This is a genomic window from Modicisalibacter coralii (assembly GCF_004117855.1).
In the GTDB taxonomy this organism is placed as follows: Bacteria; Pseudomonadota; Gammaproteobacteria; order Pseudomonadales; family Halomonadaceae; genus Modicisalibacter; species Modicisalibacter coralii.
Map to the genome: position 1 here is coordinate 236,991 of NZ_QWBW01000006.1, position 26,877 is coordinate 263,867.

General features: G+C 66.3%; 26 protein-coding genes and 2 tRNA genes. 12 read left to right on the forward strand and 16 right to left on the reverse strand.

Going from position 1 to position 26,877, the window contains the following annotated elements:
- Nucleotides 1–156: 156 nt before the first annotated feature.
- From moaA to mobA, 6 genes are all read right to left on the reverse strand, one after another.
- Nucleotides 157–1,146, reverse strand: a complete 990-nt coding sequence (gene moaA / locus D0901_RS01620) for a GTP 3',8-cyclase MoaA (protein ID WP_129138537.1) — start codon at nt 1,144–1,146, stop codon at nt 157–159.
- The gene (gene moaE, locus D0901_RS01625; RefSeq protein ID WP_129138538.1) at nt 1,143–1,595 is read right to left on the reverse strand and encodes a molybdopterin synthase catalytic subunit MoaE; all 453 of its coding nucleotides are present in this window, start codon (nt 1,593–1,595) and stop codon (nt 1,143–1,145) included. Before moaE ends, moaA begins: the two co-directional genes overlap by 4 nt.
- Nucleotides 1,596–1,597: 2 nt before the next feature.
- Nucleotides 1,598–2,422 (reverse strand): cyclic pyranopterin monophosphate synthase MoaC, encoded by an 825-nt coding sequence (gene moaC / locus D0901_RS01630; RefSeq protein ID WP_129138539.1) that lies wholly within the window; start codon nt 2,420–2,422, stop codon nt 1,598–1,600.
- Complete coding sequence (moeA, locus tag D0901_RS01635) at nt 2,419–3,666, reverse strand: molybdopterin molybdotransferase MoeA (RefSeq protein ID WP_129138540.1); 1,248 nt, start codon at nt 3,664–3,666, stop codon at nt 2,419–2,421. Before moeA ends, moaC begins: the two co-directional genes overlap by 4 nt.
- Nucleotides 3,663–4,232: a molybdopterin-guanine dinucleotide biosynthesis protein B gene (gene mobB, locus D0901_RS01640; RefSeq protein WP_129138541.1), complete on the reverse strand. Its 570-nt coding sequence runs from the start codon at nt 4,230–4,232 to the stop codon at nt 3,663–3,665. The genes moeA and mobB overlap by 4 nt, the downstream gene beginning before the upstream one ends.
- 129 nt (nt 4,233–4,361) lie before the next feature.
- Nucleotides 4,362–4,949 (reverse strand): molybdenum cofactor guanylyltransferase MobA, encoded by a 588-nt coding sequence (gene mobA, locus D0901_RS01645; RefSeq protein ID WP_129138542.1) that lies wholly within the window; start codon nt 4,947–4,949, stop codon nt 4,362–4,364.
- A gap of 233 nt (nt 4,950–5,182) precedes the next feature.
- Between mobA and D0901_RS01650 the strand changes: the two genes are divergently transcribed.
- Nucleotides 5,183–5,764 carry a cupin domain-containing protein gene (locus tag D0901_RS01650; protein ID WP_129138543.1) on the forward strand — a complete coding sequence of 194 codons (582 nt, stop codon included), beginning with the start codon at nt 5,183–5,185 and terminating at the stop codon, nt 5,762–5,764.
- Nucleotides 5,765–5,768: 4 nt separating this feature from the next.
- Here the strand turns inward: D0901_RS01650 and D0901_RS01655 are convergent, their stop codons facing one another.
- The 7 genes from D0901_RS01655 to D0901_RS01685 form a co-directional block, all read right to left on the reverse strand.
- On the reverse strand, nt 5,769–7,019 hold the full coding sequence (locus D0901_RS01655; protein WP_129138544.1) for a uracil-xanthine permease family protein: 1,251 nt from the start codon (nt 7,017–7,019) through the stop codon (nt 5,769–5,771).
- A 111-nt stretch (nt 7,020–7,130) separates the two neighbouring features.
- Nucleotides 7,131–7,760, reverse strand: a complete 630-nt coding sequence (gene upp / locus D0901_RS01660; RefSeq protein ID WP_129138545.1) for a uracil phosphoribosyltransferase — start codon at nt 7,758–7,760, stop codon at nt 7,131–7,133.
- A 122-nt stretch (nt 7,761–7,882) separates the two neighbouring features.
- Nucleotides 7,883–8,569, reverse strand: a complete 687-nt coding sequence (ung, locus tag D0901_RS01665) for a uracil-DNA glycosylase (RefSeq protein ID WP_129138546.1) — start codon at nt 8,567–8,569, stop codon at nt 7,883–7,885.
- Nucleotides 8,570–8,606: 37 nt separating this feature from the next.
- Nucleotides 8,607–9,101, reverse strand: a complete 495-nt coding sequence (gpt, locus tag D0901_RS01670; RefSeq protein WP_129138547.1) for a xanthine phosphoribosyltransferase — start codon at nt 9,099–9,101, stop codon at nt 8,607–8,609.
- Nucleotides 9,102–9,182: 81 nt separating this feature from the next.
- On the reverse strand, nt 9,183–9,731 hold the full coding sequence (locus D0901_RS01675) for an adenine phosphoribosyltransferase (protein WP_129138548.1): 549 nt from the start codon (nt 9,729–9,731) through the stop codon (nt 9,183–9,185).
- On the reverse strand, nt 9,731–11,044 hold the full coding sequence (locus D0901_RS01680) for an NCS2 family permease (RefSeq protein ID WP_129138549.1): 1,314 nt from the start codon (nt 11,042–11,044) through the stop codon (nt 9,731–9,733). The genes D0901_RS01675 and D0901_RS01680 overlap by 1 nt, the downstream gene beginning before the upstream one ends.
- Nucleotides 11,045–11,247: 203 nt before the next feature.
- Nucleotides 11,248–11,862, reverse strand: coding sequence for a riboflavin synthase subunit alpha (locus tag D0901_RS01685; protein WP_129138550.1), 615 nt, complete (start codon nt 11,860–11,862; stop codon nt 11,248–11,250).
- A gap of 406 nt (nt 11,863–12,268) precedes the next feature.
- Here D0901_RS01685 and D0901_RS01690 point away from each other — a divergent pair, with 406 nt between their 5' ends.
- From D0901_RS01690 to D0901_RS01710, 5 genes are all read left to right on the forward strand, one after another.
- Complete coding sequence (locus D0901_RS01690) at nt 12,269–13,312, forward strand: methionine ABC transporter ATP-binding protein (protein WP_129138551.1); 1,044 nt, start codon at nt 12,269–12,271, stop codon at nt 13,310–13,312.
- Nucleotides 13,293–13,946, forward strand: a complete 654-nt coding sequence (locus D0901_RS01695) for a methionine ABC transporter permease (protein ID WP_129138552.1) — start codon at nt 13,293–13,295, stop codon at nt 13,944–13,946. Before D0901_RS01690 ends, D0901_RS01695 begins: the two co-directional genes overlap by 20 nt.
- 299 nt (nt 13,947–14,245) lie before the next feature.
- Nucleotides 14,246–15,634: a YfcC family protein gene (locus D0901_RS01700; RefSeq protein WP_129138553.1), complete on the forward strand. Its 1,389-nt coding sequence runs from the start codon at nt 14,246–14,248 to the stop codon at nt 15,632–15,634.
- A 160-nt stretch (nt 15,635–15,794) separates the two neighbouring features.
- A complete protein-coding gene (locus tag D0901_RS01705) occupies nt 15,795–16,499 on the forward strand; it encodes a DUF1028 domain-containing protein (protein ID WP_129138554.1) in 705 nt (234 codons plus the stop codon).
- Between the two features lie 109 nt (nt 16,500–16,608).
- Nucleotides 16,609–17,862 carry a M20 family metallo-hydrolase gene (locus D0901_RS01710; protein ID WP_129138555.1) on the forward strand — a complete coding sequence of 418 codons (1,254 nt, stop codon included), beginning with the start codon at nt 16,609–16,611 and terminating at the stop codon, nt 17,860–17,862.
- A 174-nt stretch (nt 17,863–18,036) separates the two neighbouring features.
- Here D0901_RS01710 and D0901_RS01720 read toward each other — a convergent pair whose 3' ends face one another.
- The gene (locus D0901_RS01720) at nt 18,037–18,786 is read right to left on the reverse strand and encodes a FadR/GntR family transcriptional regulator (RefSeq protein ID WP_129138557.1); all 750 of its coding nucleotides are present in this window, start codon (nt 18,784–18,786) and stop codon (nt 18,037–18,039) included.
- Nucleotides 18,787–19,032: 246 nt separating this feature from the next.
- Between D0901_RS01720 and D0901_RS01725 the strand changes: the two genes are divergently transcribed.
- The 3 genes from D0901_RS01725 (at nt 19,033) to D0901_RS01735 (ending at nt 21,455) form a co-directional block, all read left to right on the forward strand.
- Nucleotides 19,033–19,836 (forward strand): MetQ/NlpA family ABC transporter substrate-binding protein, encoded by an 804-nt coding sequence (locus D0901_RS01725; protein ID WP_129138558.1) that lies wholly within the window; start codon nt 19,033–19,035, stop codon nt 19,834–19,836.
- 69 nt (nt 19,837–19,905) lie between these two features.
- Nucleotides 19,906–20,397, forward strand: a complete 492-nt coding sequence (locus D0901_RS01730; protein ID WP_129138559.1) for a GAF domain-containing protein — start codon at nt 19,906–19,908, stop codon at nt 20,395–20,397.
- 101 nt (nt 20,398–20,498) lie between these two features.
- A complete protein-coding gene (locus D0901_RS01735; RefSeq protein ID WP_162500798.1) occupies nt 20,499–21,455 on the forward strand; it encodes an alpha/beta hydrolase in 957 nt (318 codons plus the stop codon).
- A gap of 120 nt (nt 21,456–21,575) precedes the next feature.
- On the opposite strand, the gene D0901_RS01740 is transcribed toward D0901_RS01735, so the two are convergent.
- Both D0901_RS01740 and D0901_RS01745 read right to left on the reverse strand, forming a co-directional pair.
- Nucleotides 21,576–21,652: transfer RNA gene (locus D0901_RS01740), tRNA-Val, on the reverse strand.
- 23 nt (nt 21,653–21,675) lie between these two features.
- Nucleotides 21,676–21,752: transfer RNA gene (locus D0901_RS01745), tRNA-Val, on the reverse strand.
- A gap of 304 nt (nt 21,753–22,056) precedes the next feature.
- On the opposite strand from D0901_RS01745, the gene D0901_RS01750 reads away from it, so the two are divergent.
- The 3 genes from D0901_RS01750 (at nt 22,057) to D0901_RS01760 (ending at nt 26,687) form a co-directional block, all read left to right on the forward strand.
- The gene (locus tag D0901_RS01750; RefSeq protein ID WP_129138561.1) at nt 22,057–22,860 is read left to right on the forward strand and encodes a DeoR/GlpR family transcriptional regulator; all 804 of its coding nucleotides are present in this window, start codon (nt 22,057–22,059) and stop codon (nt 22,858–22,860) included.
- Nucleotides 22,861–23,024: 164 nt separating this feature from the next.
- Nucleotides 23,025–24,533 (forward strand): glycerol-3-phosphate dehydrogenase, encoded by a 1,509-nt coding sequence (gene glpD / locus D0901_RS01755; protein WP_129138562.1) that lies wholly within the window; start codon nt 23,025–23,027, stop codon nt 24,531–24,533.
- Between the two features lie 675 nt (nt 24,534–25,208).
- The gene (locus D0901_RS01760) at nt 25,209–26,687 is read left to right on the forward strand and encodes a carbohydrate porin (RefSeq protein WP_129138563.1); all 1,479 of its coding nucleotides are present in this window, start codon (nt 25,209–25,211) and stop codon (nt 26,685–26,687) included.
- The last annotated feature ends 190 nt before the right edge of the window (nt 26,688–26,877 follow it).

The window sequence follows — 26,877 nt, forward strand, 5'->3', positions numbered from 1 at the left end:
TTCAAAGCGATGTAAAAAACCCAAAACGGCATGGGAATGTAAAAAGTATATTCGTGAGCAGGTAATAAGCAAGTGAAGTTGATTGCCGGGTATCGTTGAACGACACCGGCATCGGCGATCACGAGTTTTTCAGGAGGAGAAAGAGGCGAGTGGCAATTAGCCACCCGTCATGTTCATGAATCGTACGACCTGGACGTCGCCATCGGTGGAGAAATGATGGCGCTCGGGCTTGAGGGGCATGGCCGCGATGATGCGCTCCTTGAGGGGTTCGATGTCACCGGGGTAACGCCGCATGACCGAGCGCAAATCGACCGAGTGTTCATTGCCCAGACACAGCAGCAAGCGCCCTTCGACCGTGACCCGGACACGATTGCAGGTCGCGCAGAAGTTGTGACTGTGCGGCGAGATGAACCCGACCCGTGATTGGCTGCCGGGCATGCAAAAATAGCGCGACGGCCCCAGGGTCGACTCGGTGGTCGGAATCAGGGTGTATCGCGTTTCGATCAGCCGCTGGACCTCGTCGCTGGAGCAGTAGGTCTCGCCGCGCGAATGGTCGGAAACATCGCCCAGCGGCATCTCCTCGATGAAACTGATATCGAGTCGTTCGCGACGGGCGAAGTCGACCAGATCGAGCACTTCGTCGTCGTTGCGCCCCTTGAGAATCACGGCATTGAGTTTGATGCGCTCGAAGCCGGCATCCTGGGCGGCACGAATGCCATCGATCACCCGCTGGAGGTTACCGGTGCGGGTCAGTCGCCGAAAACGCTCGGGATCCAGTGAATCGAGGCTGACATTGAGCCGATCGAGCCCGCCCTGGCGCAGCGACCGGGCATGCTTGCCGAGCCCGGCGCCATTGGTGGTCATGGTGAAATCGCGCAGTCCGTCGAGCCGGCCGATCTCGTCGACCAGATCGGTGATGCCGCGGCGAACCAGCGGTTCCCCGCCGGTCAGCCGGATCTTCTCGACCCCCAGCTCGGTAAAGGCCCGTGCCACCAGGGCCAGTTCTTCCAGCGTCAATACCTGCTCGCGCGGCAGGAACGTCATCTCCTCGCTCATGCAGTAGACGCAGCGGAAGTCGCAGCGGTCGGTGACCGAAATCCTCACGTAGCGAACGGCTCGCTGAAAGTCGTCGATCAATGCCGTCATCTTTCCTCCCAACGCCTGGCGGCGGCGTGATCGGTATCGCGTTCGGACACCCAATAGTGGCCGTGCGTGGTGTGTTCCTTCTTCCAGAACGGCGCACGTGTCTTGAGATAATCCATGATGAAATCGCAGGCTTCGAAGGCCGCACGGCGGTGAGCGCTGGCCACCGCGACCAGCACGATGGGGTCGCCGGGTTCGAGGCGTCCGACCCGGTGGATCAGGCGCACGCCATCGAGCGCCCAGCGACACCCGGCCTCGGCGACGATCTCGCCGAGGGAGGCCTCGGTCATGCCGGGATAATGCTCGAGCGTCAGCGCCGTGACATCCGGGGATTCGTTGAAGTCCCGCACCAGGCCGGTGAAGCAGACGACCGCCCCGATGTCATGACGCCGGCGGAGCAATGCCGCCTGCTCGACGCCCGGGTCGAACGGTTCGGTCTGGATACGAATCATGCTCAACCTCCGGTCACCGGCGGAAAGAAGGCCACCTCGTCACCATCGGTGAGCTGGGTCTCCTCACCGCTCATCACCTGATTCACGGCACACAGCACGCGCCGCTCGGCGAGCAGCGCAAAGCGCGGGTCACGCTCGGCCAGCGCCGCCTTGAGCCCGGCGACGTCACTGGAGCGCAGCCGTTCCAGCGGCATGTCCAGCTCGCCGATCCCCAGCCGCTCGCGCAACTCCGCCAGGCACTTGACGCGAATCACGGGCTCGCCGGTGCGCGGCGTGACCTCGATGCAGCCTTCCTGGCATTCGCCGGTAACGATGGGTGCCGCCTCACGGCCCCCGGCAAGCGGTTCCGATGACTCGGCACGCGTATAGTCGCCCGACTTGCCGCCCCGCTTGGACTCGAGCTGGATGTCGCCGATGATCATCGCCTTGTCGACGGCCTTGCACATGTCATAGAGCGTCAGACAGGCCACCGAGACCGCCGTCAGCGCCTCCATCTCGACCCCGGTCCGTCCGGCCAGGCGGCACGTCGCCGAGACCTCGACGCAGCTCGATGCCTCGTCGAGATCGAAGTCGACAGTGACCTTGGTCAGCGCCAGAGCATGGCACAGCGGGATCAATTCATGGGTGCGTTTTGCCGCCTGGATACCGGCGATGCGCGCGGTAGCCAGCACGTCCCCCTTGGGCAGACCGCCTTCGGCAAGCAATGCCAGGGTCTCGGGGCGCATGTGGACGCGCCCCGAGGCCACCGCCTCGCGCTGCGTCGTGGCCTTGTCGCCGACGTCGACCATGTGGGCCTCGCCGCGTGCGTTGAGATGAGTCAGGCTCATGTCAGTTCCCCGAAGGGTTGAATGGTCACGGTATCGCCCGCGGCGACGTGGTCCCGCGCGGCGTCGATTTCGATCAGGCAGTTGGCGGCCAGCATCGACGACAGCATGCCCGACCCCTGGGGCCCGGTGGTCGTCACGGACAGTCGACCGTCCGGACCGCCCGTATAGATGCCACGGTGGAAGTCGACCCGCCCGGCGCGACTCGACAATGGCTCGTCGGCCACGGCGACCAGTCGCCGGGCACGCCAGGCCGTTTCGCCCTGCAGGCGGCGCAGCAACGGCTGGACGAACTGCAGGAAGGTCACCATCGCCGACACCGGATTGCCCGGCAGGCCGAAGAACGGCACCTCGCGTGGGCCCAGCACGCCGAACGCCAGCGGCCGGCCCGGGCGCATGGCGATACGCCAGAAGCCCAGCCGGCCCAGACGCTGCAGCGCCATCTTGACCCAGTCCGCCTGGCCCACCGACACACCGCCGCTGGTGATCACCATGTCGGCATCGCGCACGGCCGCCTCGAGCGCGTCGTGAATCGCCCGGCAGTCGTCGGCGAGAATGCCCAGGTCGACTACCTCGCCGCCGAGCCGTTCGATCAGGCCGCGCAGCGAGAAGCGGTTGGCGTCGAAGATGCCGGCGTCGGGTAGCGTCGCCCCCGGCGCGGTGACCTCGTCCCCGGTCGAGAACAGCGCCACGCGCGGCCGGCGATGGACCGTCACCCGCGCGCGCCCCAGCGAGGCCAGAAATCCCAGGTGCTGCGGCCTGAGCCGGGTGCCGGCGGCCACCGCCAGGCTGCCGCGGGCGATGTCCTCCCCGGCCTGACGCACGTTCTGGCCGCGTCGCACGGTATCGGGCTCGCGGACCCGCACCCGCGCGGTCGCGGCATCGATGTCCAGCTGCTCGCGCATGATCACGCTGTCCGCGCCGCGCGGCAGCGGCGCCCCGGTGGTGATGGTGACCGCCTCGCCGGCCTCGAGCGTCCCGGCGAAGCGCGAGCCGGCCAGCACCTCGCCGACCAGCCGCAACGTCTCGCTGCCCGTCCAGGCCACGGCGATGCCGTCCATGGCCGAATTGGTGTTCTGGGGGACGTCGATCGGCGACGACACGCGTTCGGCCAGTACCCGGTCGAGCGCGACGGCCAGATCGAGCGTCTCCGTGCCCAGCGGGGCGGGCGTCAACTCGCCAAGCGCCGCCTGGGCCTCCTCGACACTCAGAAGCCGTTCGCCGAGGTCGAAACAGGACAGAGTCATGCCGGGACCTCCCCGCGCGGATGACGGCACGCCGGCCAGCGTGCCGGCCAGGCAGCGATGTAGCGGGCCAGCGCCTCGATGTCGTCGAGTTCGAGACGCGTCACTCCCGGGGGCAGTTCGACGGCGGCGTCACTGGCCAGCGCCCGGACCCAGGGGTCCCCGACGGCCAGCATCGGTTGGCCCAGCGACGCCCGGTACAGTTCCAGCCGCGGCAACGGCCAGCGCTTGAAGCCCTCGATCAGCACCAGGTCGGGCTCGAACGGACGCACCTGGTCGATCAGCCGGGCAAGGTCCGGCGCCGCCCGATCGGGGGTTTCCATGGTCAGCGCCAGGCGTTCCCGCGAGGCGACCAGCATCGGCGCGGCACCCGCCATCCGCAGGCGATGGCTATCCTTGCCCGGCCGGTCGACCTCGATGTCGTGGTGGGCGTGCTTGATCACCGCCACGGCGAGCCCGGCGGCACGCAATCGCGGCAGCAGGGCCTCGATCAGGGTGGTCTTGCCGGTCCCGCTCCAGGCGGCGATGCCCAGCAGCGGCAGGGATTCGTTGTCGAGATCGAGTCGCATGGCACTCCCGGAATTGACGGCCCGCAGCGGGACCGCGGCTGATCGTGGCGCCCGACACGGGCCATCGGCCAAGGATACCGGAAATCGCCGACGCCAGGGGCCGCGTTGCGGGGCATGGACGGCGGCGAGTCACTGTGTCGCATCCGGCGCCAGCGCCGCCCCGTCCTGCGGCGTGTTGAGATTGGCGAAGGCCGCCGGGCCCTCGGCAAAGTTCACGTAACGACAGGGGTGACGCGCGTACCAGCGCGCGACCTTGCGCTCTCCCGCCGCCAGCGCGATCGCCAGGTCGTCGGCCAGATCGCGACGGATCAGGGCGATCACGGGGTGCGCTCGCGTGCCGTCGTGGGCCACGGCGATGGCCTTCCCACCGATCCCCTGGTGAAGGCGGGTGACCAGGTCACCGGGCAGACACGGCGTGTCGCAGGGCACCACCACCACCCAGGGCGTGTCGGCGGCGCACAGCGCGCTCCAGATGCCCATCAACGGCCCCGCGAAGCCGGGCCGGCGATCCTCGATCACCGCAAAGCCCAGGGCGCGGTAAGCCTCGAGCGAGCGGTTGGCGTTGATCATCAATCGCGGCACCTGCGTCTCGAGGCGGGTCACGACGTGCTCGATCAGCGGCCGGCCCTGAAAGTGATACCAGCCCTTGTCGACGCCGCCCAGGCGTCGGCCCTGGCCGCCGGCGAGCACCACGCCGGTAATCTCTGGATGCTCCATGGTTCTGCCTGTCAACGTTTCGATGGCCCGACTCGCAGGCGCCAGAAATGGTCCGGACGGGCCAGTCGACACTCGCGAACACCGCCGGCCATCGCCCTCAGGATGGCTGCCTTCGGCCCCGCGCGTCCAGCCGGGCGGCGCGCTCGGCTGCCGCCCGAACGGAGCATGGCAGTCTTCGTCGCCTCGGGTAAACCGGCTATCATGCCGTCGAGGATAATGCACAAGGAACGCCCATGAGCGGTTTCGATGTCGGCGCCCGGCTGCGGCAACTGCGCCAGGCCCGGGGTCTTTCCCAACGCGAGCTGGCCAAGCGCGCCGGGGTGACCAACAGCACCATCTCGCTGATCGAACAGAACAGCGTCAGTCCCTCGGTCAGTTCGCTGAAGAAGATCCTCGACGCCATGCCGCTGTCGATCAGCGAGTTCTTCGCCATCGAGACGCGCGAGCGCGAGCCGGTGTTCTACGCCGCCGAGGACCTGGTCGACATCGGCGACGGCGTGCTTTCCTGGCGCCTGGTCGCCGCCGGACGCGCCGAGCGGCGCATGTCGATCATCCACGAGCACTATCCGCCCGGCGCCGATACCGGCGAGGACATGCTCACCCACGAGGGCGAGGAAGGCGGCGTGGTGGTCTCGGGCTCGATCGAACTGTGGGTCGACGGCGAAGCCCGCCGGCTACACGCCGGCGACGCCTACTACTTCGATTCGCGCCGGCCCCACCGCTTCCGCAATGTCGGCGACGAGGACTGCGTGATCGTCAGTGCCAACAACCCGCCGAGCTTCACCGACGGGGGCGACACCCGTCATCACCGCTGAGCTGTCAGGGCGCCGCCTCCTCCTCTGCCGCCGGCAACACCAGATTGAGCAGGATGCCCACCACCGCGGAGAGACTCACGCCCTGCAGGGCGAACTGGCCGCCGCCGATCTGCATGCCGCCGATGCCGAAGACCAGGATCAACGACACGATCACCAGGTTGCGCGGCGCGGTCAGCGCCTGGCCGGCGCGCACCAGGGTGTTCATGCCGACCACCGCGATCGAGCCGAACAGCAGCGTCATGATGCCGCCCATCACCGGCGCCGGGATGCTCTGCAGCAGCGCGCCGAGCTTGGCGACGAAGGCCAGCAGGATCGCCACGAAAGCGGCGACGATCATCACCCGGGGGTCGAAGTTGCGGGTCAGGGTCACCGCCCCGGTCACCTCGGAGTAGGTGGTGTTGGGCGGCCCGCCGAACAGCGCCGCGGTGGACGTGGCCAGGCCGTCGCCCAGCAGGGTGCGGTGCAGCCCCGGCTTGACCAGATAGTCGCGGCGCGTCACCGAGCCGATGGCGATCATGTCGCCGATGTGCTCGACCGCCGGGGCGATGGCCACCGGCAACATGAACAGGATCGCCGACAGGTGAAAGCTCGGCGCGACGAAGGAAGGTATCTCGAACCACGCCGCCTGGTGCACCGCACCGAGGTCGACCACCCCCATGACCAGGGCCAGCGAATAGCCGACCAGGATGCCGCCGAGGATCGGCACCAGCCGCAGCAGACCGCGGCCGAACACCGCCAGCAGCAGCGTCACCAGCAGGCTGGCCATGGACAGGACGATCGCCTGGCCATAACCGATGGCCTCGCTGGTCTCGCCGGTGGCCATGTCCACCGCCACCGGCGCCAGCGCCAGGCCGATCACCATGATCACCGGCCCCACCACCACCGGCGGCAGCAGCCGATGCAGCCAGCCAGTGCCCTTGAGGCGCACGAACTGCGAGATCACCACATAGACCAGCCCGGCGGCGAACAGCCCGCCCAGCGTCGCCGGGATGCCGAAATTCGTCACCGAGCCCTGGATGGGGGCGATGAAGGCGAACGACGAGGCCAGGAAGACCGGCACGCTACGGCGCGTCACGCCATGAAAGACCAGCGTGCCCACTCCGGCGGTGAACAGCGCCACGCTGGGATCGAGCCCGGTCAGCAGCGGCACCAGCACCAGGGCGCCGAAGGCGACGAAGAGCATCTGCGCGCCGGTGATCAGGGTGCGCAGCGGGGAATCGGCCCGGGAGGCCGGGGCAACGCTATCGGATGACATGAAGGCTCCGTCGGTGTCGGCCGCTCTCTCGCGAAGCGGCTCGGGCTTGAGTCGAAAAAACGCCCCAGACGTCGAGGACGGTGGGGCGCGAATGAGGCTTGGCGGGCGCTGTCAGCGGGTGCCGAAGATCTTGTCGCCGGCATCCCCGAGGCCGGGCACGATATAGCCATTTTCATCGAGTCGCTCGTCGATCGCCGCGGTGTAGATCTCGACGTCGGGATGCGCTTCCTGGACCCGGCGCAGGCCTTCCGGCGCGGCGACCAGCACGATCACCTTGATCAGCGGGCAGTTGCGCTCCTTGAGCATGTCCAGGGTGGCGACCATCGAGCCGCCGGTGGCCAGCATGGGGTCGATGACGATCGCCAGGCGCTCGTCGAGGTCGTTGGTGAACTTCTCGAAATAGGGCACCGGCTCGAGGGTCTCCTCGTTGCGATACAGCCCCACCACGCTGATGCGCGCACTGGGGATCAGGTCGGTGACCCCCTCGAGCATGCCCAGCCCGGCGCGCAGGATCGGCACGATGGTGACCTTCTTGCCCTTGAGCTGCTCGACCTCGATCGGCCCGCCGTTCCAGCCCTCGATGGTCTGCGGTTCGAGGTCGAGATCCTGGGTCGCTTCATACGTCAACAGCTTGGCGACCTCGCCGGCCAGTTCGCGAAAGCTCTTGGTGCTGATCTCGGCGGCGCGCATCAGGCCGAGCTTGTGCTTGACCAGCGGGTGTTGGATGGCATGAACGCTCATGGCGGGGGTCCCTTGCGAGGCAGGTTGGAAAGCGGGTCGGGGCCGGGGCCCCGAAATCGCGCGCCATTCTAGCGCGCCGGGGCCGGCGGGTTAAGTCGCCATCGCCGGCTCGCCCGACGCGATCAGACGACGGCCGGCAACTGCCAGTCGATGGCGCCGCGCCCGCGCTCGGCGAGAAAGGCGTTGGCGCGCGAGAAATGGCGCTGCCCGAAGAAGCCGCGATGCGCCGACAGCGGTGAGGGATGCGGGGCGTGCAGGACCCGATGCTTGTGACGGTCGACGAACGAAGCCTTCTTCTGGGCGTAGCTGCCCCAGAGCAGGAAGACCACGCCGTCGCACTGTTCGTTGACCACCTGGATGGCGCGGTCGGTGAAGGTCTCCCAACCTTGATTGCGATGCGACCCGGCATTGCCGCGCTCCACGGTCAGCACGCTGTTGAGCAGCAGCACGCCCTGCTCCGCCCAGCTCTCGAGAAAGCCGTGATCGACCGGCGCGAAGGCGACGTCGGCGGCGAGTTCCTTGTAGATGTTCTGCAACGAGGGGGGCGTGGGCACGCCGGGGCGGACCGAAAAGCACAGCCCGTGGGCCTGGCCGGGGCCGTGATACGGATCCTGGCCGAGCACCACCACCCGCACGCGATCCAGCGGCGTGAGCTCGAAGGCACGAAACCAGTTCGCGGAGTGCGGATAGATCACCTTGCGCGCCGCCTTCTCGCGCGCCAGGAAATCGCGCAGCGCGTGCATGTAGGGGGCATCGAATTCACCGCCCAGGTGGCGGGCCCAGCTCTCGGGAAGGGGAACCTGCGTCATCGCCTGCCTCGCGTTTGGCGTTGGCTCGTTCGAAGGATCAATCGTCGGTGGCGGCGCTGCGCACCTGATCGACCAGCGGCTCGACATAGGCGATGCCCATGTCCCAGGGGAACTGGATCCAGCAATCCTGCGCCACCTCGGTCAGGTACTGGTCGACCAGCGGGCGCCCTTCCGGCTTGGCGTAGACGGTCACGAAATGCGCCCTGGGCAGCATCTCGCGCACCGCCCGGGCCGTCTTGCCGGTATCCACCAGGTCGTCGACCAGCAACCAGCCCTCGCCGTCGTGGTCGACACCCTTGACCACGTCCAGCTCGCTCTGGTCCATGTGGTCGTAACTCTTGATGCACACGGTATCGATCAGCCGCACATTGAGTTCACGGGCGATCAGCGCCGCGGGGATAAGGCCGCCACGGGTGATGGCGACGATCCCCGCGAAATCGCGCTCGACGAGCTGGTGGCACAACGCGCGCACGTCGCGGTGGAGCTGATCCCAGGAGACGGTGAAATGCTGCTGGTAGCGATTGGCTGACATGACGAGAGTCACCTGTTGGCAAGGCTCGACCCCCGGCATGCCTACCCCGGGTGGTCGAGTCAATCGAGCGCCGAGTCGGACTCAGTCGCTCTCGAGGAAGGAACACACCGCGAACACGCCGTGGCCGGCGTCGCGAATCTTCTGGGAACCGCCCAGTTCGGGAAGATCGATGATCGTCGCGGTTTCCACCACCTGACCGCCGCTGCGCTGGATCAGCTTGGCGGCGGCCAGCATGGTCCCGCCGGTGGCGATCAGATCATCCATGACCAGGATGCGATCGCCCTCGCGGAAGGCGTCGGAGTGCAGCTCCACCGTCGACTCGCCGTACTCCAGCGTGTAGGTCTCGCTGAGCGTCCGAAACGGCAGCTTGCCCTTCTTGCGTACCGGCACGAAGCTGCAGCCCAGCTCATAGGCCACCGGCGCGCCGATGATGAAGCCCCGCGCGTCGATCGCGGCGATGGCGTCGAGATCCATCTCCTGATAGCGGTGCACGAAGCTGTCGATCAACTTGCGAAAGGCCGCGCTGTTCTGCAGCACCGGCGTGATATCACGGAAGTTCACCCCCGGCTGAGGCCAGTCGGGCACGGTGCGGATCACGGACTTGATGTAGTCCCCGTAGATACTACTCATCAATGGCCTCCATCGAGGAACAAGAACTTGCCAATGAACAGCACAGAAAGCACCACCACCGCCGGGTTGAGGTCGCGATAACGCCCCGAGAACAGCTTGATCAGGGTGAAACTGACGAAGCCCAGCGCGATGCCATTGGCGATAGAATAGGTCAGCGGCATGGCCAGCGCGGCAATCAGCACCGGTGCCGCTTCGGTGACGTCGTCCCAGTCGGCGTGGGCCAGGCTGCCGCACATCAGCACGGCGACGTAGAGCAGCGCGCCGGCGGTGGCGTAGACCGGGATCGAGCCGGCCAGCGGCGCGAAGAACAGGCTGACCAGGAACAGGATCGCCACCACCACCGCGGTCAGGCCGGTGCGCCCGCCCGCGGCGATACCCGAGGCGCTCTCGATGTAGCTGGTGGTGGACGAGGTACCCAGCAGCGAACCGCTGATGGTCGCGGTGCTGTCGGCCATCAGCGCGCGGTTGAGCCGCGGCAGCTTGCCCTCCTTGTCGAGCAGGCCACCGCGATGGGCGACGCCCACCAGCGTCCCCGCGGTGTCGAAGAGATCGACGAACAGGAAGGCGAAGATCACGCTGAGCATGCTCACGTCGAGCGCCCCGGCGATATCCAGGTGAAACATCACCGGCGCGATGGAGGGTGGCGCCGAGACCAGGCCGCCGAACTGGTTGTGGCCGAGCAGGATGCCGACCAGGGTGACGCCGAGGATGCCGATCATCACCGCGCCGGTGACCCGCAGGTGGGACAGCGCGGTGATCGCGAAGAAGCCCCCCAGGGTGTACAGCGCCGCCGGCTGCGAGAGATCGCCCAGGGTCACCAGGGTCGCCGGCTGGGCGACGACGATGCCGGCGTTCTCCAGGGCAATGATCCCCAGGAAGAGCCCGATCCCGGCGGCGATCCCCAGCCGCAACGACAGCGGAATCGAGTTGATGATCCATTCACGGATACGGAACACGCTGAGCAGGAAGAAGGTTACCCCCGACAGGAAGACCGCCCCCAGCGCCACCTCCCAGCTCTTGCCCATGCCCATCACCACGGAGTAGGTGAAGAAGGCGTTGAGCCCCATCCCCGGGGCCAGTGCGACCGGATAGTTGGCCCAGGCCCCCATGATCAGACAGCCGATCGCCGCGGCCAGACAGGTGGCGACGAAGACCGCGCCCTGGTCCATGCCCGCCTGGGAAAGCACGCTGGGGTTGACGAAGATGATGTAGGCCATCGTCAGGAAGGTGGTGATACCGGCGATGACCTCGGTGCGGATATCGGTGTGGTGTTCGTCCAGCTTGAAATAATTGTTCAGTTGTCGTTTCAACATGGGTCAACCCTGCGCAGTCGAACTCTGGTTTCGGGGAGCAGCACGAAAAGCCGCCTATGGTACCCAATGGCCCGAGGCGACGCGAGCCATGGCCGGCACCCGCCGCTGCCGGCCATGGCTCGAAACAGTGACTGTAGCGACAGGTCATGCGAACGCGCCACGCCGGCAGTCAACGCCGTGGCCACGCTAGACGGCTAAGGGGGTCAGCCGAGTTGACGCGCCGCCAGGACCCGTTCGACGGTCTCGACGATCGCCTGGGTCTGCGGGTCGATCTCGATATTGACCCGGTCCCCGGGAGCCCGGTCGCCCAGGGTGGTGCGCGCCAGGGTCTCGGGAATCAGGTTGACGCAGAAGCGCCGCTCGCGCACCTCGCCGATGGTCAGGCTGATGCCGTCGACACCGATGTAGCCCTTCTCGAACAGGAAACGTCCGTAGGGAGGCGGCAGCTCGAACCATAACCGCCGGTTGTTGGGGGCCTCGTCGATCTCGCAGAGTTCGGCCATGGCGATCACGTGGCCCGACATGGCGTGGCCGCCGATCTCGTCGCCGAAGCGTGCCGCACGCTCGATGTTGACGCGATCGCCGATGACCAGCTGCCCCAGGTTGGTCAGCCGCAGGGTCTCGCGCATCAGATCGAAGCTGACCCGCTCGCCGTCGATGGCGGTCACGGTCAGGCAACAGCCGTTGTGTGCCACCGAGGCGCCCAGCTCGAGGCCCTCGCGACAGCCGGCCGGCAGCGCCAGCACATGAGTGCGAAAGTCCTGCTTGTCTTCCACCGCGACCAGCTCGGCGGTGCCCTGCACGATACCCGTGAACATGTCTTGCCTCCCCGTGACGAGGCGGCCAGTCTAGGAAAACCGCCCGCGGGCGTCCATTCCGCCGTGCCACGGCGAGCCCGTCAGCAGTCAGGCAGAACAAACGACCGATGATGGCGCTCCTGGCATGCGTTTTTTCTGCGATTCTGCGCCCACTCTTGCAGCTTATACCAAAGTCGTTGACAGTCCCGAAGGCGCTCTCTAGAATTTCGCGAATCTTCTTCAGGCGCCGATTTGTTCCCGGATTGCGGGCGCCTCCGAGGCCGGCGTTGCGACGCCCGTGTCTCGGAAAGTGCAGCTAAAAGGGTGTGTCCAGCGTTGATGGCCACCCATTTGGGTGGCCTTTTTTTCACCCTCGCTTCGCCCGTACCAACCGGTCCCCGATCGTCGCCGCGACTCGACCCGGACCATGATCACACTCGACAACGTTTCCAAGACCTACGGCACGGGCGACCGCGCGGTGCGTGCCCTCAAGCCGACCGACCTGCATGTTCCCCAGGGCGCGATTCACGGCGTGATCGGCCTCTCCGGCGCCGGCAAGTCGACCCTGATCCGCTGCGTCAACCTGCTAGAACGCCCCACCACCGGCCGGGTGTTCGTCGACGGCGAGGAGCTGTCCGCCCTCGACACGGCGGCCCTCAACCGGGCCCGCCACCGCATCGGCATGATCTTCCAGCACTTCAACCTGCTCTCGTCGCGCAGCGTGTTCGCCAATGTCGCCCTGCCGCTGGAACTGATGGGCGTCCCCCGGCGCGAGATCCGCGAGCGCGTCGAACCGCTGCTGGAACTCACCGGGCTCACCGACAAGCGCGACATGTTCCCGGCCCAGCTCTCCGGCGGCCAGAAGCAGCGCGTGGCGATCGCCCGGGCGCTGGCCAGCCGGCCCAAGGTGCTGCTCTGCGACGAGGCCACCTCGGCGCTCGACCCGCAGACCACCACCGCGATCCTCGAGCTGCTCCAGGACATCAACCGCAAGCTGGGCCTGACCATCCTGCTGATCACCCACGAGATGGAGGTGGTCAAGTCGATCTGTCACCGGGTCGGGCTGATCTCGGGGGGCGAACTGGTCGAGGAGGCCGACGTCGGCGATTTCTTCACCGCCCCGGCGACCCGCCTGGGCCGCGACTTCCTCAATGCCTTCCTCGAGCTGGAACCGCCGCAGGCGCTGGTCGAACGTCTCGAGGCGCGGCCCGGCCCCGACACCCATCCGGTGGTACGCCTGGCCTTCACCGGCGATTCGGTGTCGACGCCGCTGATCTCGCGGCTCGCCCGGGACTGCGCGATCGACGTCAGCATCCTCGAGGCCAAGGTCGAGTCGATCCAGGACCGCACCCTGGGGCTGATGATCGCCGAACTGATCGGCAGCGCCGAGAAGACCCGCGAGGCACTCGCCTACCTGGAATCCCACGACCTGCAAGTGGAGGTGCTCGGCCATGTCCAGCGCGATGCTTGAACTGATCCTCGAAGCCACCCTCGACACCCTCTACATGGTCGCCGTCTCGGGACTCATCGCCGCCGCGCTGGGCGTGCCCCTGGGCGTGCTGCTCTACGTCACCCGCCCGGGCCAGATTCTCGCCCAGCCGCTGACCAACCGGGTGCTGGGCATCGTCACCAACGTCGGTCGCTCGATCCCCTTCATCATCCTGATGGTGGCGATCATCCCCTTCACGCGAGCCCTGGTGGGCAGCTCGATCGGCACCAACGCCGCCGCCGTGCCGCTGACCATCGCCGCCATCCCCTTCGTCGCCCGGCTGGTCGAGGGCGCCCTCAACGAGGTGCCGCCGGGGCTGATCGAGGCCGCCCAGTCGATGGGCGCCACGCCCTTGCAGATCATCACCAAGGTGCTGCTGCCGGAAGCCCGCGGCGGGATCATCACCGGCCTGACCATCACCGTGGTGACCCTGATCAGCTACTCGGCGATGGCCGGCGCGGTGGGCGGCGGCGGTCTCGGCGACCTGGGCATCCGCTACGGCTACAACCGCTTCAACCCCACCATCATGCTGATCACCGTGGTGATCCTGGTGGTGCTGGTGCAGGGCTTCCAGATGCTCGGCGACTATCTGGTCCGCAAGAGCGACCACAAGTGACCGCCGAGGGCTGACACCGCCCTTTCGGCGGCGCGTCATCGCGCGTGACGCGCCGCCCCACTGATCTTCCCCCTCCCCGGCGCCTCGAGGCACCGGCCTTGCGCGTACCTTTCTCGGCCCTCTCTCGGTTCCTCTCCCGGGCTCCGCCTTGACCCGGCAATTTATCATGATAAATTGCCAGACAGATCGGCGGCCGGCGGAGCGACCCGTTGCCGCACGCCGTCCCGGCCGGCGATGGCAACCGCCCTGGCCATCGACCGGGCAACCCTCGCGAGCGAGTTTCCAACAAGGACAATCACATGAAACCCCAAGATCCGGCGCTGCCCCGGCGCGCCAAGTGGTACCGCACGGTACCCGACCCCATGGTCCTGATCTTTCTGATCCTGGTGGCCACTTACGTACTGACCTTCTTCATCCCCGCCGGCGAGTTCGAGCGCGTCGCGCGCGACGGCCGCACCGCGGTGGTCCCGGGCTCCTTTCACTACCTCTCCGACATCGCGGCCATTCCGCCCTTCGACATTTTCGTCGCCGTGCCCAAGGGGCTCATCGCGGCGTCGCAATACCTGTTCATCGTGTTCATCGCCGGCGGACTGTTCCACATCCTGCAGCGCAGCGGCGCCCTGGAGAACGCCATCGGCGTGGCGGTCCACAAGGTCGGCGTCGAACGCCGCAACCTGATCATCACCGTGGGCACCTTCATCTACGGCTTCTTCGGCGTCGCCGTGGGCTTCGAGAACAACATCGCCCTGGTACCGATCGCCGTGCTGATCGCCAGCGCCATCGGCTGCTCCAGCCTGGTCGGCACCACCATGGCGGTGGGCGGCATCGGCGTGGGCTTCGCCCTGTCGCCGATCAACCCCTATACCGTGGGCGTGGCTCAGGGGATCGCCGAGCTGCCGACCTTCTCCGGCGCCTGGCTGCGCACCCTGATGGTCGTGGCCTCGCTGGGCCTGCTGTCGCTGTACATCTGCAAGTGGGTGGTGAAGATGGACTTCACCGAACCCGATGACAGCAAGGCGATGAGCCAGTCGCTCGACGCCTACCGCCTGTCGCGGCGCGATGCCCTGACCCTGCTGGTATTCATCGGCGGGCTGGCGGCGATGCTGGTCGGCGTGTTCACCGCCGGCTGGTACATCAACGAGATCGCCGGCATGTTCCTGCTGCTGGCGATCCTGATCGGCGCGATCAACGGCCTTTCGGCCAACGGCATCGTCAAGCAGATGATGGAAGGTGCCGCCAGCGTCACGCCCGGTGCACTGGTGATCGGCGTCGCGGCCTCGATCCAGGTGATCCTGCAGCAGGCCCAGATCATCGACACCATCGTCCACGCCCTGAGCGGGCTCATCCAGGACATTCCGCCGGTCTTCTCGGCGATCATGGCCAGCGTCGTCCAGGGGGTCATCAACCTGTTCGTGCCGTCAGGCTCCGGTCAGGCGCTGGTGACCATGCCGATCCTGATCCCGGTGGCCGACCTGGTGGACATGAGCCGGCAGTTGATGATCACCGCCTTCCAGGTCGGCGACGGCCTGACCAACCTGATCGTGCCCACCTCCGGCGGCACCCTGGCGATGCTGGCCCTGGGCCGGGTCTCCTACGAAAAGTGGCTCAAGGCGATCCTGCCCTTCATGGTGCTGGTCTACGGCCTGTCCTGGGTGGGGCTGATCATCGGCCACCTGACCGGCTACTGAGAGGGGCCTACAAAATGTCTGCACTCGGCAATACAGCGTTGAAATTGTTCTCAAATGCTCATTTATCCCAACGTAAACTGCGCGTTTCCGCACAATTTCGCCTTGTCTTGCCGTCGTTCGACTGTTTTGTAAACGCTCTCTCAACCTCGGGTAACGCGTCATGACCCTGTCCCTGCTGCATGTCGACCCGGCGAGCGGCACCGCCGCCGCCCTGACCGCCACCGGCGGCGTGGCGGTGGGCGGTTACGTCCACCACGCCTGGCGCGGACTGGGCGCCTGCGCCACCCAGGGGCTGTACACCAACCCCTGGTATCCCGACGGCGTGCGCCGGGCCCTGGAAACCGGCGCCACGGCCAGCGACGCGCTGGACGGCGTGGTCAGCGCCGATGACGGCGCCGACTGCCGGCAATGCCTGGTGATGGATGCCCGGGGCCGGGCCGCCCTGCACAGCGGCACCGGCAACCACCCGGTGGTGGCCGGCGTGTGCTATCCGGGCCTCGCCGCGGCCGGCAACCTGCTCGCCGGCCCCGGGGTCATCGATGCCCTGCTGCGGCGCTTCCTCGAACGGACCTGCGACGACCCCGACGCGGTGATCGAGAACGCTACCGCACCGCGTTATCGCGACGGCTACCAGACGACCCTGCTCGAAACCCTGATCGACGCCCTGGAAGCGGCGCTGGCTGCCGGCGGCGACGTTCGTGGCACCCGCTCGGCGGCACTGCGCATCGAGTCCTTCCACGCCGCGCCCATCGACCTGCGCGTCGACTGGGCCGAACCCGACCCGATCGACGCGCTTCGCGCGCTGGCGGCGCGCGTTCGCGATCCCGACTTCGGCCGTTTTCTGGATGCCCTGCCGCAGCGATGACCGCCGCGCCGGCGACCACGACACCGGCCGTCACGCGACGTTCATCCCCTTTCACGGCGCCGGGCCCGGCCCATCATCGCCACCGGCGCCTGTCATTCGAGGAGATACCATGACCACGAGCTCCGTTGCGCCCCTCGGCGAGACCCTGATCGCGCGGCTCGACGAAGCCGCACGCCACTCCCAGCCCGGCCCCGGTGTCACGCGGCTGTTCTGCTCCGCGGAGCATCGCGGCGTGCTGACGTTGATCGAGGCGTGGATGCGCCGGGCCGGGCTGAGCCCCGAACTCGACGCCGCCGGCAACCTGGTCGGCCGCTGCCCGCGGGCCCAGGCCGGCGAGAAAACGCTGATCCTCGGTTCGCACCAGGACACCGTGATCGAGGGCGGCAAGTACGATGGCATGCTCGGCGTGGCCTTGCCGCTGCTGGCTCTCGAGGCACTCGGCGAGGCCGGCATCACGCTGCCCTATGGCATCGAGGTGGCGGCCTTCGGCGACGAGGAGGGCACGCGCTTCCAGTCGACCCTGATCGGCAGCCGGGCACTGGCCGGCGGTTTCGATCCCGCGAGCCTCGCGGCCCGCGATGCCGATGGCACGAGTCTCGGCGAGGCACTTGCCGACTTTGGCGGCGACCCCGAGCGCATCTCGGGCCTGGCCCGCGACCCGGCCTCGGTACTGGGCTATTGCGAGGTACACATCGAACAGGGCCCGGTACTGGAACGCCGCGATCACGCGGTGGGAATCGTCACGTCGCTGACCGGCATCGAGCGCCACCGGGTGACGGTGACCGGCAAGGCCGGCCATGCCGGCACCACGCCGATGGCCGGACGCCGCGACGCCCTGGTCGGTGCGGCGGAAATGATCGTCGCGGTCGACCGCCGGCTCAATGCCACCGACGACCTCGTCGGCGTGGTGGGCAAGCTCGCAGTACGCCCCGACGCGGTCAACGTGATCCCCGCCGAGACGACCTTCACCCTGGAACTTCGCTCGCCGCACGCCGAGGTGAGACACCACGGCCGCGAGGCGATTCTCGACGACTGCCGGCGACTGGCGGCGGAGCGCGATCTCGAGGTGACGATCGAGTCGACCTACCAGGCCGAAGCGGTGGAGTGTGCCGACTGGCTGGTCGAGGCCCTCGAGGCCGCCTGCGAGGCCAGCGGCGAGCCCGCCGAACGGCTGTTCAGCGGCGCCGGCCACGACGGCCTGGCGATGCACGCGCTGACCGACATCGGCATGCTCTTCGTGCGCTGTCGCGACGGCCTCAGCCACCACCCCGACGAGGCCATCAGCGCCGCCGACGCCGACGCGGCCACGCGGGTGCTGATGACGTTCCTCCAGGCCCTGCCCGGGCGCCTGCCCCGGAACTGATCGCCCACTTCGCCACACTCCAGACGCGGCTCAGAGGGTGTTTACAAAGTCGTCGAGCGAAGGCAAGACAAGGCAAAATCGGACGAAAAAGCGGAGTTTACACGAGGTAAATGAGCATTTTGAGGCCGATTTTAACGCCGTATTGTCGAGCGCAGACATTTTGTTAACGCCCTCTCAGGTCTCCGCCAGGAACCCTCGGCGCACCTGCGCCTCCTGCTCGTTCATCACCGCCTGAGCGGAGAGCAGGTGCTCGCGCATGATCTCACGCGAGCGCCGAGCGTCACCGGCCTCGATGGCATCGAGTATCGCCGCGTGATAGCGGCAGCCCGACTGCCCCAGGTCGTGGGTGGCGGGCTCGTAGAGGCGCCGGTAGATGGTCAGGTCCGACAGCACCTGGGTGGTGAAGCGGATGATGAAACACAGCAGCGGGTTGCCGCCCGCCAGCTCGGCGAGCATCAGGTGGAAATTCAGCGAGTCGATGTGCTGCTGGCGTTCCTCCTCGTCATTGCCGGCGGGCTCGGCGTAGCTGTGCAGGCTGGCGCGCAGGCGGGCCAGGTCCTCGGCATCCACCTGGCCCGCCAGCGACGCGGCCAGTTCGGGCTCAAGGGCGAGACGGATCTGGTAGATGTCGCCGATCGAGATATCGCGGAAGAACAGGTAATTGCTGAGCAGTGCGATCGCCTTGGCTTCGCTCATCTCGCGCACGAAGGCCCCCCCGCCCGGCCCGGTGCGGGTCTCCACCAGGCCCTGGGCCTCGAGGATGCGGGTGCTCTCGCGGATCGTGCCCTTGGACACCTGCAGCGTCTCGATCAGCTCCGCTTCGCTGGGCAGGCGATCCCCCGGCTTGAGCTGCCTGTCGACGATCCAGCTCTTGATCGTTTCCGCGACCTGGTAGGGCCGCCGCTTCGCAGCCACGCTTGCCATGCAGCCTATCCGCTTCATGAAGGAAAACCCCGAGGATAACAAAGCTCGGCGCCCGTGCCTCGATACGCGTCGTGCATTGCCCGCCGCGCCCCACGGCGCGGAAGCCGGCGAACGGCGGCAACGGGGCCGAACGATCGACCCCATAACAAAAAGGCATTAGAAATTTTCTACTTATAGCGTAAAATCGCGTATCACGATTCACCTTCAGGCCGATGTCCGCTCGCCGGACCGCAAGGGAGACGCACCATGAAACAGGCTATCGCCAAGACGCTGGGAACCGCTACACTGCTCGGGCTGGGGCTGCTCGCCGGCACCGCCAACGCCGCCGACGATCAGATCAAGGTCGGCACCGTGGCCGGCCCGGAAACCGACGTCATGCAGGTCGCCAAGCAGATCGCCAAGGACAAGTACGGCCTCGACGTCGAGATCGTCGAGTTCACCGACTACGTGACGCCCAACGCCGCGCTGGCCGATGGCAGCCTCGACGCCAACGCCTACCAGCACGAGCCGTACATGAAGTCGATGGTGCGCGACCGCGGCTACGACTTCGCCATCGCCGGGCGTACCTTCGTCTACCCGATCGGCGCCTATTCCAAGAAGTACGACAGCATCGACGCGCTGCCCGACGGCGCCACCATCGCCCTGCCCAACGACCCGTCGAACGAGGGCCGCGCCCTGATCCTGATGCACAACAAGGGGCTGATTCAGCTCAACGACCCGACCAATCTCGAGGCCACGCCAATCGACATCGCCGAGAACCCGCACGACTTCGAGTTCCGCGAGATCGAGGCCGCCCAGTTGCCGCGCATCCTGCCGGACGTCGACATGGCCTTCATCAACAATACCTTCGCCCAGCCCGCCGGCCTGACCCTGGACGACGCGCTGATCAAGGAAGGCCCCGAGTCGCCCTACGTCAACCTGATCGTGGTGCGTGGCGGCGATCAGGATCGCGAGGCGATCAAGGAGCTGGTCGAGGCCTATCACAGCCAGGCGGTGATCGATAAGGCCGAGGAGCTGTTTAAGGGTGGCGCCGTGCCCGGCTGGAAATAATCCAGCGCTCACGACCTATGTCAGACCGGGCCGGCCATCGCCGGCCCGGTGCGTTTTCCTGGAGGCTAAATGACCGACTATGCCCTGCTCGAGCGCCAATTGCAGGCACTGCTCGACACCCGCGACTGGCTGACCAATGCCGCCCAGACCTGCGCCTTCCTGATGCAGGAAGTCGAGGGACTCAACTGGGCCGGTTTCTATCTGCAACGCCGCCCGCAGACCCTGGTGCTCGGCCCCTTCCAGGGCAAGCCGGCCTGCAACCCGATCCCTTTCAGCAAGGGCGTGTGCGGCGCGGCGGCCCGCACCCGGGCGACCCAGCGTGTCGACGACGTCCATGCCGTGGCCGATCACATCGCCTGCGATGCCGCGTCGCGTTCCGAGCTGGTGGTGCCGATCGTCGCCGATGACCGGCTATGGGGCGTGCTCGATCTCGACAGTCCGCATCCCGCCCGCTTCGACGCCGCCGACCAGGCCGGCCTCGAACGGCTGGTCGCCGTCTTCGTGGCGGCCAGCGACCTGGCGGCCAGCGATCTGGCGGCCAGCGATCTGGCGACAGACTGATAGCCGGCGGTCGCCCTGCCGGGGTCCACATTGCCGAATGCAGCGATCGCCACCATGCTTGTCCCTTGAGTTCGTCGTTCATCGAACATCGAGGAGAGCCGATGTCTACCCCGCCCTCCGGCGTCACCCCCACGGGGCTCGACGCCGTCCTCGCCCATCTCGACCGGCTGCGCACGCTCAACGCCCAGAGCGGCAACAACCTCGCCGTCAAGCGGCGCCTGCTGGACCTGTACTTCGCCGCCGATGCGTCGATCCTGGATGCCGGCTGTCGGGTCGAGCCACTGTTGATCCCCACCCGGGGCCGGCAAGTGATCGCCGCGGAGCGCGTACGCCCCGACGACGTCGATCTCGCCTCGGGGCGTCGGCTCTTGTACCTGCACGGCGGCAGCTGGATGGCCGGCAGTCCGGCCAGCCACCGACCGCTGACCGCGCGTCTGGCGCGTGCCTGTCGCGCCGAGGTGATCGCCGTCGACTACCGCCTGGCCCCCGAGGCCCCCTTCCCCGCCGGGCTCGAGGACTGCCTGGATGCCTGGCAGTGGCTGTGCGACAGCTATCCGCAGGGCAGCCTGCTGCTCGCCGGCGACAGCGCCGGCGGCAACCTGACGCTGGCCTGCCTCAACGTCCTCAAGCAAGAGCAGCGCCGTATGCCCGACGCGGCCATGGCCTTTTCACCGGCCACCGACCTCAACTGGGAGAGCGATTCACTGCATCGCAAGGCCCGGGTCGAGGCGATCCTCGATCCCGACCTGCTGCCGCTGATCTCGCAGTTCTATCTCGGCCCGACACCGGCCGCCAAGACCGACGACCCGCGGGTCTCGCCGCTCGAAGGCGACCTGACGGGCCTGCCGCCGACGCTGATCCAGTGCGGCGAGGCGGAGATCCTGCTCGACGACAGCCGGCGCTACGCCGAACAGGCCCAGCAGAGCGGCAGCCCGGTGACACTCAGCCTGTGGGACGACATGCCCCACGTCTTCGTCGGCTTTGCGCCGCTGCTGGCGCCGGCCAACCGTGCCCTGGAGGAGATCGCCGAGTTTGCCGACACGCATCTCGGCACCTGAAGCACCGCCAGAGCGCAGGACGTTGAGGCGGAGCAAGGAAAGACCGCGAAGGAAGCGTCAAGGGACGCCCAACGCAAAGACGCCCGATTCGACAGGCGAATCGGGCGTCTTCGGCGATACTGGTAGGACCAAGCGGATTTGAACCGCTGACCTCCACGATGTCAACGTGGCGCTCTAACCAACTGAGCTATGGTCCTGAAAAGCGGATTGTTCGATGCCCTGGTAGGACCGAGCGGATTTGAACCGCTGACCTCCACGATGTCAACGTGGCGCTCTAACCAACTGAGCTACGGTCCTTCGGGCAGTCGCTGTCGGCGAGACGTCGCCGGCAACGGATGCGTATTCTACCCATGCCCAGCGGAAATGCAACCCCTCAAGCACGCTTTCTCGTCGTAACTCAAGCGCTTGGCGATACCCGGCGACGCGGGCAGCGGTCAGGCCGGGCGAAACGCGGAATGTTCGTTTCCGAACACACGTGACACCGCCATCGACGCCGCCACCTCCCGGCCGGCGCGCGTCATCGCCCATCCCCACGGACGACGGGCCCTGATAAGATGGGATGCGACGCACAACGCCCCATTCAACGACGCGGCCTCTCGTCATGACCCAGCAGAAACGTCACGATGCCATCATCGCCCTGGTCAAGCGCCAGGGCTATGCCTCCATCGAGCAGCTCACCCGCGACTTCGGCGTCACCCCGCAGACCATTCGTCGCGACCTGAACGCCCTCGCCGACGAAGGCCTCATCCGCCGCGTGCACGGTGGCGCCGGCCTCGAATCGAGTACCGTCAACACCGCCTACACCACGCGCAAGACACTCAATCTCGAGGCCAAGCGGCGCATCGCCGACCTGCTCGCCGCGCAGATTCCCGATCACGCCTCGCTGTTCATCAACATCGGCACCAGTAACGAGATCGTGGCCGAGGCGCTACGTGCGCATCGCGGCCTGGAAGTGATCACCAACAACCTCAACGTGGCGGCGATCCTGCAGCACAACGAGGATTTCAACGTGATCGTCGCCGGCGGCCAGGTGCGCTCCCGGGATGGCGGCATCATCGGCGAGGCGACCATCGACTTCATCAATCAGTTCAAGGTCGACTTCGGCATCATCGGCATCAGTGGCATCGACGAGGACGGCTCGCTGCTGGAGTTCGACTATCAGGAGGTGCGCGTCGCCCAGGCGATCATCCGCAACTCGCGTCAGGTATTCCTGACCGCCGACCATTCGAAATTCCATCGCAATGCCGTCGTCCGCCAGGGCAATATCAGCCAGATCGACGCCCTGTTCACCGATCGCCAGCCCCCCGAGCCGATCCTGCGCCTGATCGAGGCACACGACGTGGCGCTGCATATCGCCGACGCCCCCCTCGCGCCCCGCGTCGACGACGCCCCGGCCCTGGCCTGACGCGTCCTCGCTTCCCGGTCCCCCACCCCAGACGGCGGCCTACCGCCGCCGCCCGATCTCATGCGAGCATTGATGTTCGTTTTCGACTAGTATAAGTTCATAAACGAAAACAACAGCGAGGCCGGGACGCGCCTCGTCCGCCACCTCACTCAAGCGGAGCGATCATGGGCACCTCACAACCACTTCTCGACGTCTTCGTCGTCGGCGGCGGCATCAATGGGGCGGGCATCGCCAATGACGCCGCCGGGCGCGGCCTGTCCGTGTCACTTTGTGAACAGGCCGACCTGGCCCAGGCCACGTCCTCGGCGAGCAGCAAGCTGATTCACGGTGGCCTGCGCTATCTCGAGCACCGCGAATTCCGGCTGGTCCGCGAGGCCCTGCGCGAACGTGAAGTCCTGCTCGCCAAGGCCCCGCACATCATCTGGCCGCTGCGCTTCATCCTGCCCCACCGCCCGCACCTGCGCCCGGCGTGGATGCTGCGAGCGGGGTTGTTCCTCTACGATCACCTGGGCAAGCGCGACAGCCTGCCGGGCTCCACCAGCCTGCGCTTCGGCGCGACCAGCCCGCTCCAGCCGTCGATCAGCCGCGGTTTCGAATACTCCGATTGCTGGGTGGACGACGCCCGTCTGGTGGTACTCAACGCCATGCAGGCCCGCGACAAGGGCGCCGAGGTACTGGTTCGCACGCGCTGCGTCGAGGCCCGCGAGGTCGACGGCCACTGGCGGCTGACCCTGGAGGACACCTCCAGCGGCCGCCGCTTCGAACGCCATGCCCGGGTGCTGATCAACGCCGCCGGGCCCTGGGTGGAGTCCTTCGTCAAGCAAAACGCCCAGCGGCAATCGCAGTACGGCATTCGCATGATCCAGGGCAGCCACATCGTCGTGCCGCGGATCAATACCGACGAACGGGCCTACATCCTGCAGAACCGCGACGGGCGCATCGTCTTCGTGCTGCCCTACGAAGAGGATTTCAGCCTGATCGGCACCACCGACGTGCGCTATCGCGGCGATCCCGCCCAGGTCTCGATCACCGACGACGAGATCGACTATCTGCTCGATGTCGTCAACGGGCATTTCGTGCGTCAGTTGAGCCGCGACGAGGTGATCGCCAACTTCTCCGGGGTGCGCCCGCTGTGCGACGACGAGTCCACCTCGCCTTCGGCGATGACCCGCGACTACACGCTCGACCTGGACCAGCGGGGTGCCCCGCTGCTGTCGATCTACGGCGGCAAGATCACCACCTACCGCCGACTGGCCGAGGCGGCGCTGGCCACCCTGGAGACCACGCTGCCCCACATGGGCAAGGCCTGGACGGCCGAGGCACCGCTGCCCGGCGGCGACATCGGCGACGCCGCCGCGTTCCAGGCGCATCTGGAACGCGACTACCCCTTCCTCGGCAAGTCCCGCGCACGGCGCTTCGCCCACAGTTACGGCTCGCTGTGCCGGGAATTCCTCGATGGCTGCACGTCGCAGGAAGACCTCGGCGAGGACTTCGGTGCCGGCCTGACCCAGCGGGAAGTGGACTACCTGGTCGATCGCGAATGGGCCGCCAGCGCCGAGGACGTGCTCTGGCGCCGCAGCAAGCTCTACCTGCGGCTGTCACAGAGCCAGATTGACCGACTTCGTTCCTACATGGGCACCAGCCATGCGGCTCTGGCTAGCTCATTGTGTTGACCCATCAGGTTTCCCCACTCGACGAATGGAAGGTTAGTTCGTCCAGATTGGCCTCAGGACTATGATGGTTGTACCGGTGCAGTGAGGCCGGGAGGCTCTAGCCTCGCTGCGACGAACTCTCATAGGGGCTACGTGCTGATTCATCCCACTAGCCCCGGCACCTGTCGCGATAAAGTTGCGTGCGTAACGTACAGCGGCAAAGACCGACGCACCCTCCTCTCGGGAGCGATGCCCCCATGGGTGATCGCTCTCACACTGGCACCCTCAGCTTGTGTCAGCGTTCTTGGTTTCGTGGAATGATCGATGAGACGAGCGACCAGCATGGCTCAGCCATATGGCGCGAGCCCCATAGCCTGATGCTTTTCGCCCCACCCCTGGAGCGCTGGTACGCACCTCCAGTCTTCCCGGCTGGATCCATGTAAACGACCCGTTGTGAACCCCCCGCCCCATTCGGATAGTACGACACCTCACAAAACCACCCATTTCGCAACGCTATTATTCAGAACAATCCAACCAGAAATAGATTACAAAGAAGCCTAAAATGCCTGATTTATAATACTAAAGTATCATGTACCGGCTATATCGTAGCGCTACGATATTGGCTGTGTTCGTAGCGCTACGAAACAAGCTCGAAACACGACAAGACAACAATACTCGCCACACTGGAACACCCTCATGACCAGAATCTTTTACCTCGCTCCTCTAGCCGCTACCCTCGCTTCGATCGCCATCAGCCCCTATGCCTTGGCCAATGATGATGATCTCGAAGCACGACTGGCAGCACTAGAGGCACGCGTGGCAGACGCTGAACAGCGCGCCCAAGCCGCGGAAGACCGTCTCAACGAACAGGACGCTGCCGAAAACTACGACGCAAGAATCGCAGCTCTCGAGAAACAATCCAGTCGCGACGACGGCTTCACCTTCAGCGCTTATGCGCGCTCTGGTCTGCTGCTGGGGAAGGACGGCAAAAGCCTGCCCGGCGGCCCCTATGTGACCCCCGCCGGCACCGTGGGAGGCGCCGTGGGCCGCCTGGGCAACGAGCCGGATACCTACGTGCATGCCCGCTTTAACCATCTCAAGACTTACGAGAACGGCACCAAGCAGCGCTTCCAGTTCGCCCTCGCAGACTCGGTGACCACCAGCAACGACTGGACCGCCAATGAATCCAATCTCAATGTCCGGCAGGTATTCGTTGAACTCTCCGCGCTGCCCAGCTTCAAGGGCACGGCATTCGAAAACGCCACACTGTGGGCCGGCAAGCGCCTCGATCGCGACAAATTCGATATACACTGGATCGACAGCGATGTGGTCAAGCTGGCGGGCCTGGGCGGCGGTATCTATGATGTCCAGCTAGCTGACGACTGGCGGAGCAGTTTCACGCTCTATGGCCGCAGCTTCGATGATTTCAGCGTCAACCCCGAAAACACGGAGATCAGTGCCGATACCGATAGCCTGGTGCTAACCACCAACAACTACATCGGAAATTGGGAGTTCATGTTCAGCGCGCTCTCCGCCAATGATAACGATAAGCGTATCGTCGATGGCCCTGGCACTGCCGCAGACAGCGGCGTTCACGGCATGCTGGCCTACCGTGGTGACAGCTTCTTCGGCCTCGGCAAGGGCACCTTCATGGCCGCCTTGCTGCACGGTGAAGGACTGGGTGCAGAGGTCAAGCAAATCGGCGCCAACGGCGAGCTGCTAGATGACGCGCAGGCCACGCGACTGGCGGTTTACGGCACCACTTATCTAGCGCCCCACTGGCGCATCGCCCCCTCGCTGCTGACCGAGGTCAGCCAGGATCGCTTCGTTCGCGGTGACGACTACCGCTGGGCCTCGTTCAACACTCGCATCGCCAACGAGATCAGCGAGAACTTCGAAATGCAGTATGAAGCCAGTTACCAGACCATGGATCTCGATCCGCAAGGCTACAAGGGACGCCGCGCCGTTGACGGTGACTTTACCAAATTCACCATCGCCCCGACCTTCAAGCCTGCGGTGGGCGGCTTCTGGCAGCGCCCCGAGTTGCGAGTCTTCGCTTCCTACACGGATTGGGATGACGAGTTGAATGAATTCGCGACCGATGATGCCTTCGGCCAGGAGGGTTATACCGGCGGTCAATGGAGCTTCGGCGTCCAAGCAGAAACCTGGTTCTGAATATCAGCATGAGGGTGGGGCACAGGCGCCCCACTCGCTGACATGTCGATCTTTGCCCCATGGCTCCTGAAGCCTTGGGGCTTTTTTCAGCTCGGGCTTACCTTGGACGTGGCCACTCAGGGATATGGTAGGATTCATCTAGCATCCCCAAAGACAGTAAACATTTCAACCGGAAGTCGTCCTCGACACC

What these genes read in the sequence shown, in the direction of transcription:
- moaA (WP_129138537.1), bottom strand. Translation starts at nt 1,146, where the DNA reads ATGACGGCATTGATCGACGACTTTCAGCGAGCCGTTCGCTACGTGAGG.
- moaE (WP_129138538.1), bottom strand. Translation starts at nt 1,595, where the DNA reads ATGATTCGTATCCAGACCGAACCGTTCGACCCGGGCGTCGAGCAGGCG.
- moaC (WP_129138539.1), bottom strand. Translation starts at nt 2,422, where the DNA reads ATGAGCCTGACTCATCTCAACGCACGCGGCGAGGCCCACATGGTCGAC.
- moeA (WP_129138540.1), bottom strand. Translation starts at nt 3,666, where the DNA reads ATGACTCTGTCCTGTTTCGACCTCGGCGAACGGCTTCTGAGTGTCGAG.
- mobB (WP_129138541.1), bottom strand. Translation starts at nt 4,232, where the DNA reads ATGCGACTCGATCTCGACAACGAATCCCTGCCGCTGCTGGGCATCGCC.
- mobA (WP_129138542.1), bottom strand. Translation starts at nt 4,949, where the DNA reads ATGGAGCATCCAGAGATTACCGGCGTGGTGCTCGCCGGCGGCCAGGGC.
- D0901_RS01650 (WP_129138543.1), top strand. Translation starts at nt 5,183, where the DNA reads ATGAGCGGTTTCGATGTCGGCGCCCGGCTGCGGCAACTGCGCCAGGCC.
- D0901_RS01655 (WP_129138544.1), bottom strand. Translation starts at nt 7,019, where the DNA reads ATGTCATCCGATAGCGTTGCCCCGGCCTCCCGGGCCGATTCCCCGCTG.
- upp (WP_129138545.1), bottom strand. Translation starts at nt 7,760, where the DNA reads ATGAGCGTTCATGCCATCCAACACCCGCTGGTCAAGCACAAGCTCGGC.
- ung (WP_129138546.1), bottom strand. Translation starts at nt 8,569, where the DNA reads ATGACGCAGGTTCCCCTTCCCGAGAGCTGGGCCCGCCACCTGGGCGGT.
- gpt (WP_129138547.1), bottom strand. Translation starts at nt 9,101, where the DNA reads ATGTCAGCCAATCGCTACCAGCAGCATTTCACCGTCTCCTGGGATCAG.
- D0901_RS01675 (WP_129138548.1), bottom strand. Translation starts at nt 9,731, where the DNA reads ATGAGTAGTATCTACGGGGACTACATCAAGTCCGTGATCCGCACCGTG.
- D0901_RS01680 (WP_129138549.1), bottom strand. Translation starts at nt 11,044, where the DNA reads ATGTTGAAACGACAACTGAACAATTATTTCAAGCTGGACGAACACCAC.
- D0901_RS01685 (WP_129138550.1), bottom strand. Translation starts at nt 11,862, where the DNA reads ATGTTCACGGGTATCGTGCAGGGCACCGCCGAGCTGGTCGCGGTGGAA.
- D0901_RS01690 (WP_129138551.1), top strand. Translation starts at nt 12,269, where the DNA reads ATGATCACACTCGACAACGTTTCCAAGACCTACGGCACGGGCGACCGC.
- D0901_RS01695 (WP_129138552.1), top strand. Translation starts at nt 13,293, where the DNA reads ATGTCCAGCGCGATGCTTGAACTGATCCTCGAAGCCACCCTCGACACC.
- D0901_RS01700 (WP_129138553.1), top strand. Translation starts at nt 14,246, where the DNA reads ATGAAACCCCAAGATCCGGCGCTGCCCCGGCGCGCCAAGTGGTACCGC.
- D0901_RS01705 (WP_129138554.1), top strand. Translation starts at nt 15,795, where the DNA reads ATGACCCTGTCCCTGCTGCATGTCGACCCGGCGAGCGGCACCGCCGCC.
- D0901_RS01710 (WP_129138555.1), top strand. Translation starts at nt 16,609, where the DNA reads ATGACCACGAGCTCCGTTGCGCCCCTCGGCGAGACCCTGATCGCGCGG.
- D0901_RS01720 (WP_129138557.1), bottom strand. Translation starts at nt 18,786, where the DNA reads ATGGCAAGCGTGGCTGCGAAGCGGCGGCCCTACCAGGTCGCGGAAACG.
- D0901_RS01725 (WP_129138558.1), top strand. Translation starts at nt 19,033, where the DNA reads ATGAAACAGGCTATCGCCAAGACGCTGGGAACCGCTACACTGCTCGGG.
- D0901_RS01730 (WP_129138559.1), top strand. Translation starts at nt 19,906, where the DNA reads ATGACCGACTATGCCCTGCTCGAGCGCCAATTGCAGGCACTGCTCGAC.
- D0901_RS01735 (WP_162500798.1), top strand. Translation starts at nt 20,499, where the DNA reads ATGTCTACCCCGCCCTCCGGCGTCACCCCCACGGGGCTCGACGCCGTC.
- D0901_RS01750 (WP_129138561.1), top strand. Translation starts at nt 22,057, where the DNA reads ATGACCCAGCAGAAACGTCACGATGCCATCATCGCCCTGGTCAAGCGC.
- glpD (WP_129138562.1), top strand. Translation starts at nt 23,025, where the DNA reads ATGGGCACCTCACAACCACTTCTCGACGTCTTCGTCGTCGGCGGCGGC.
- D0901_RS01760 (WP_129138563.1), top strand. Translation starts at nt 25,209, where the DNA reads ATGACCAGAATCTTTTACCTCGCTCCTCTAGCCGCTACCCTCGCTTCG.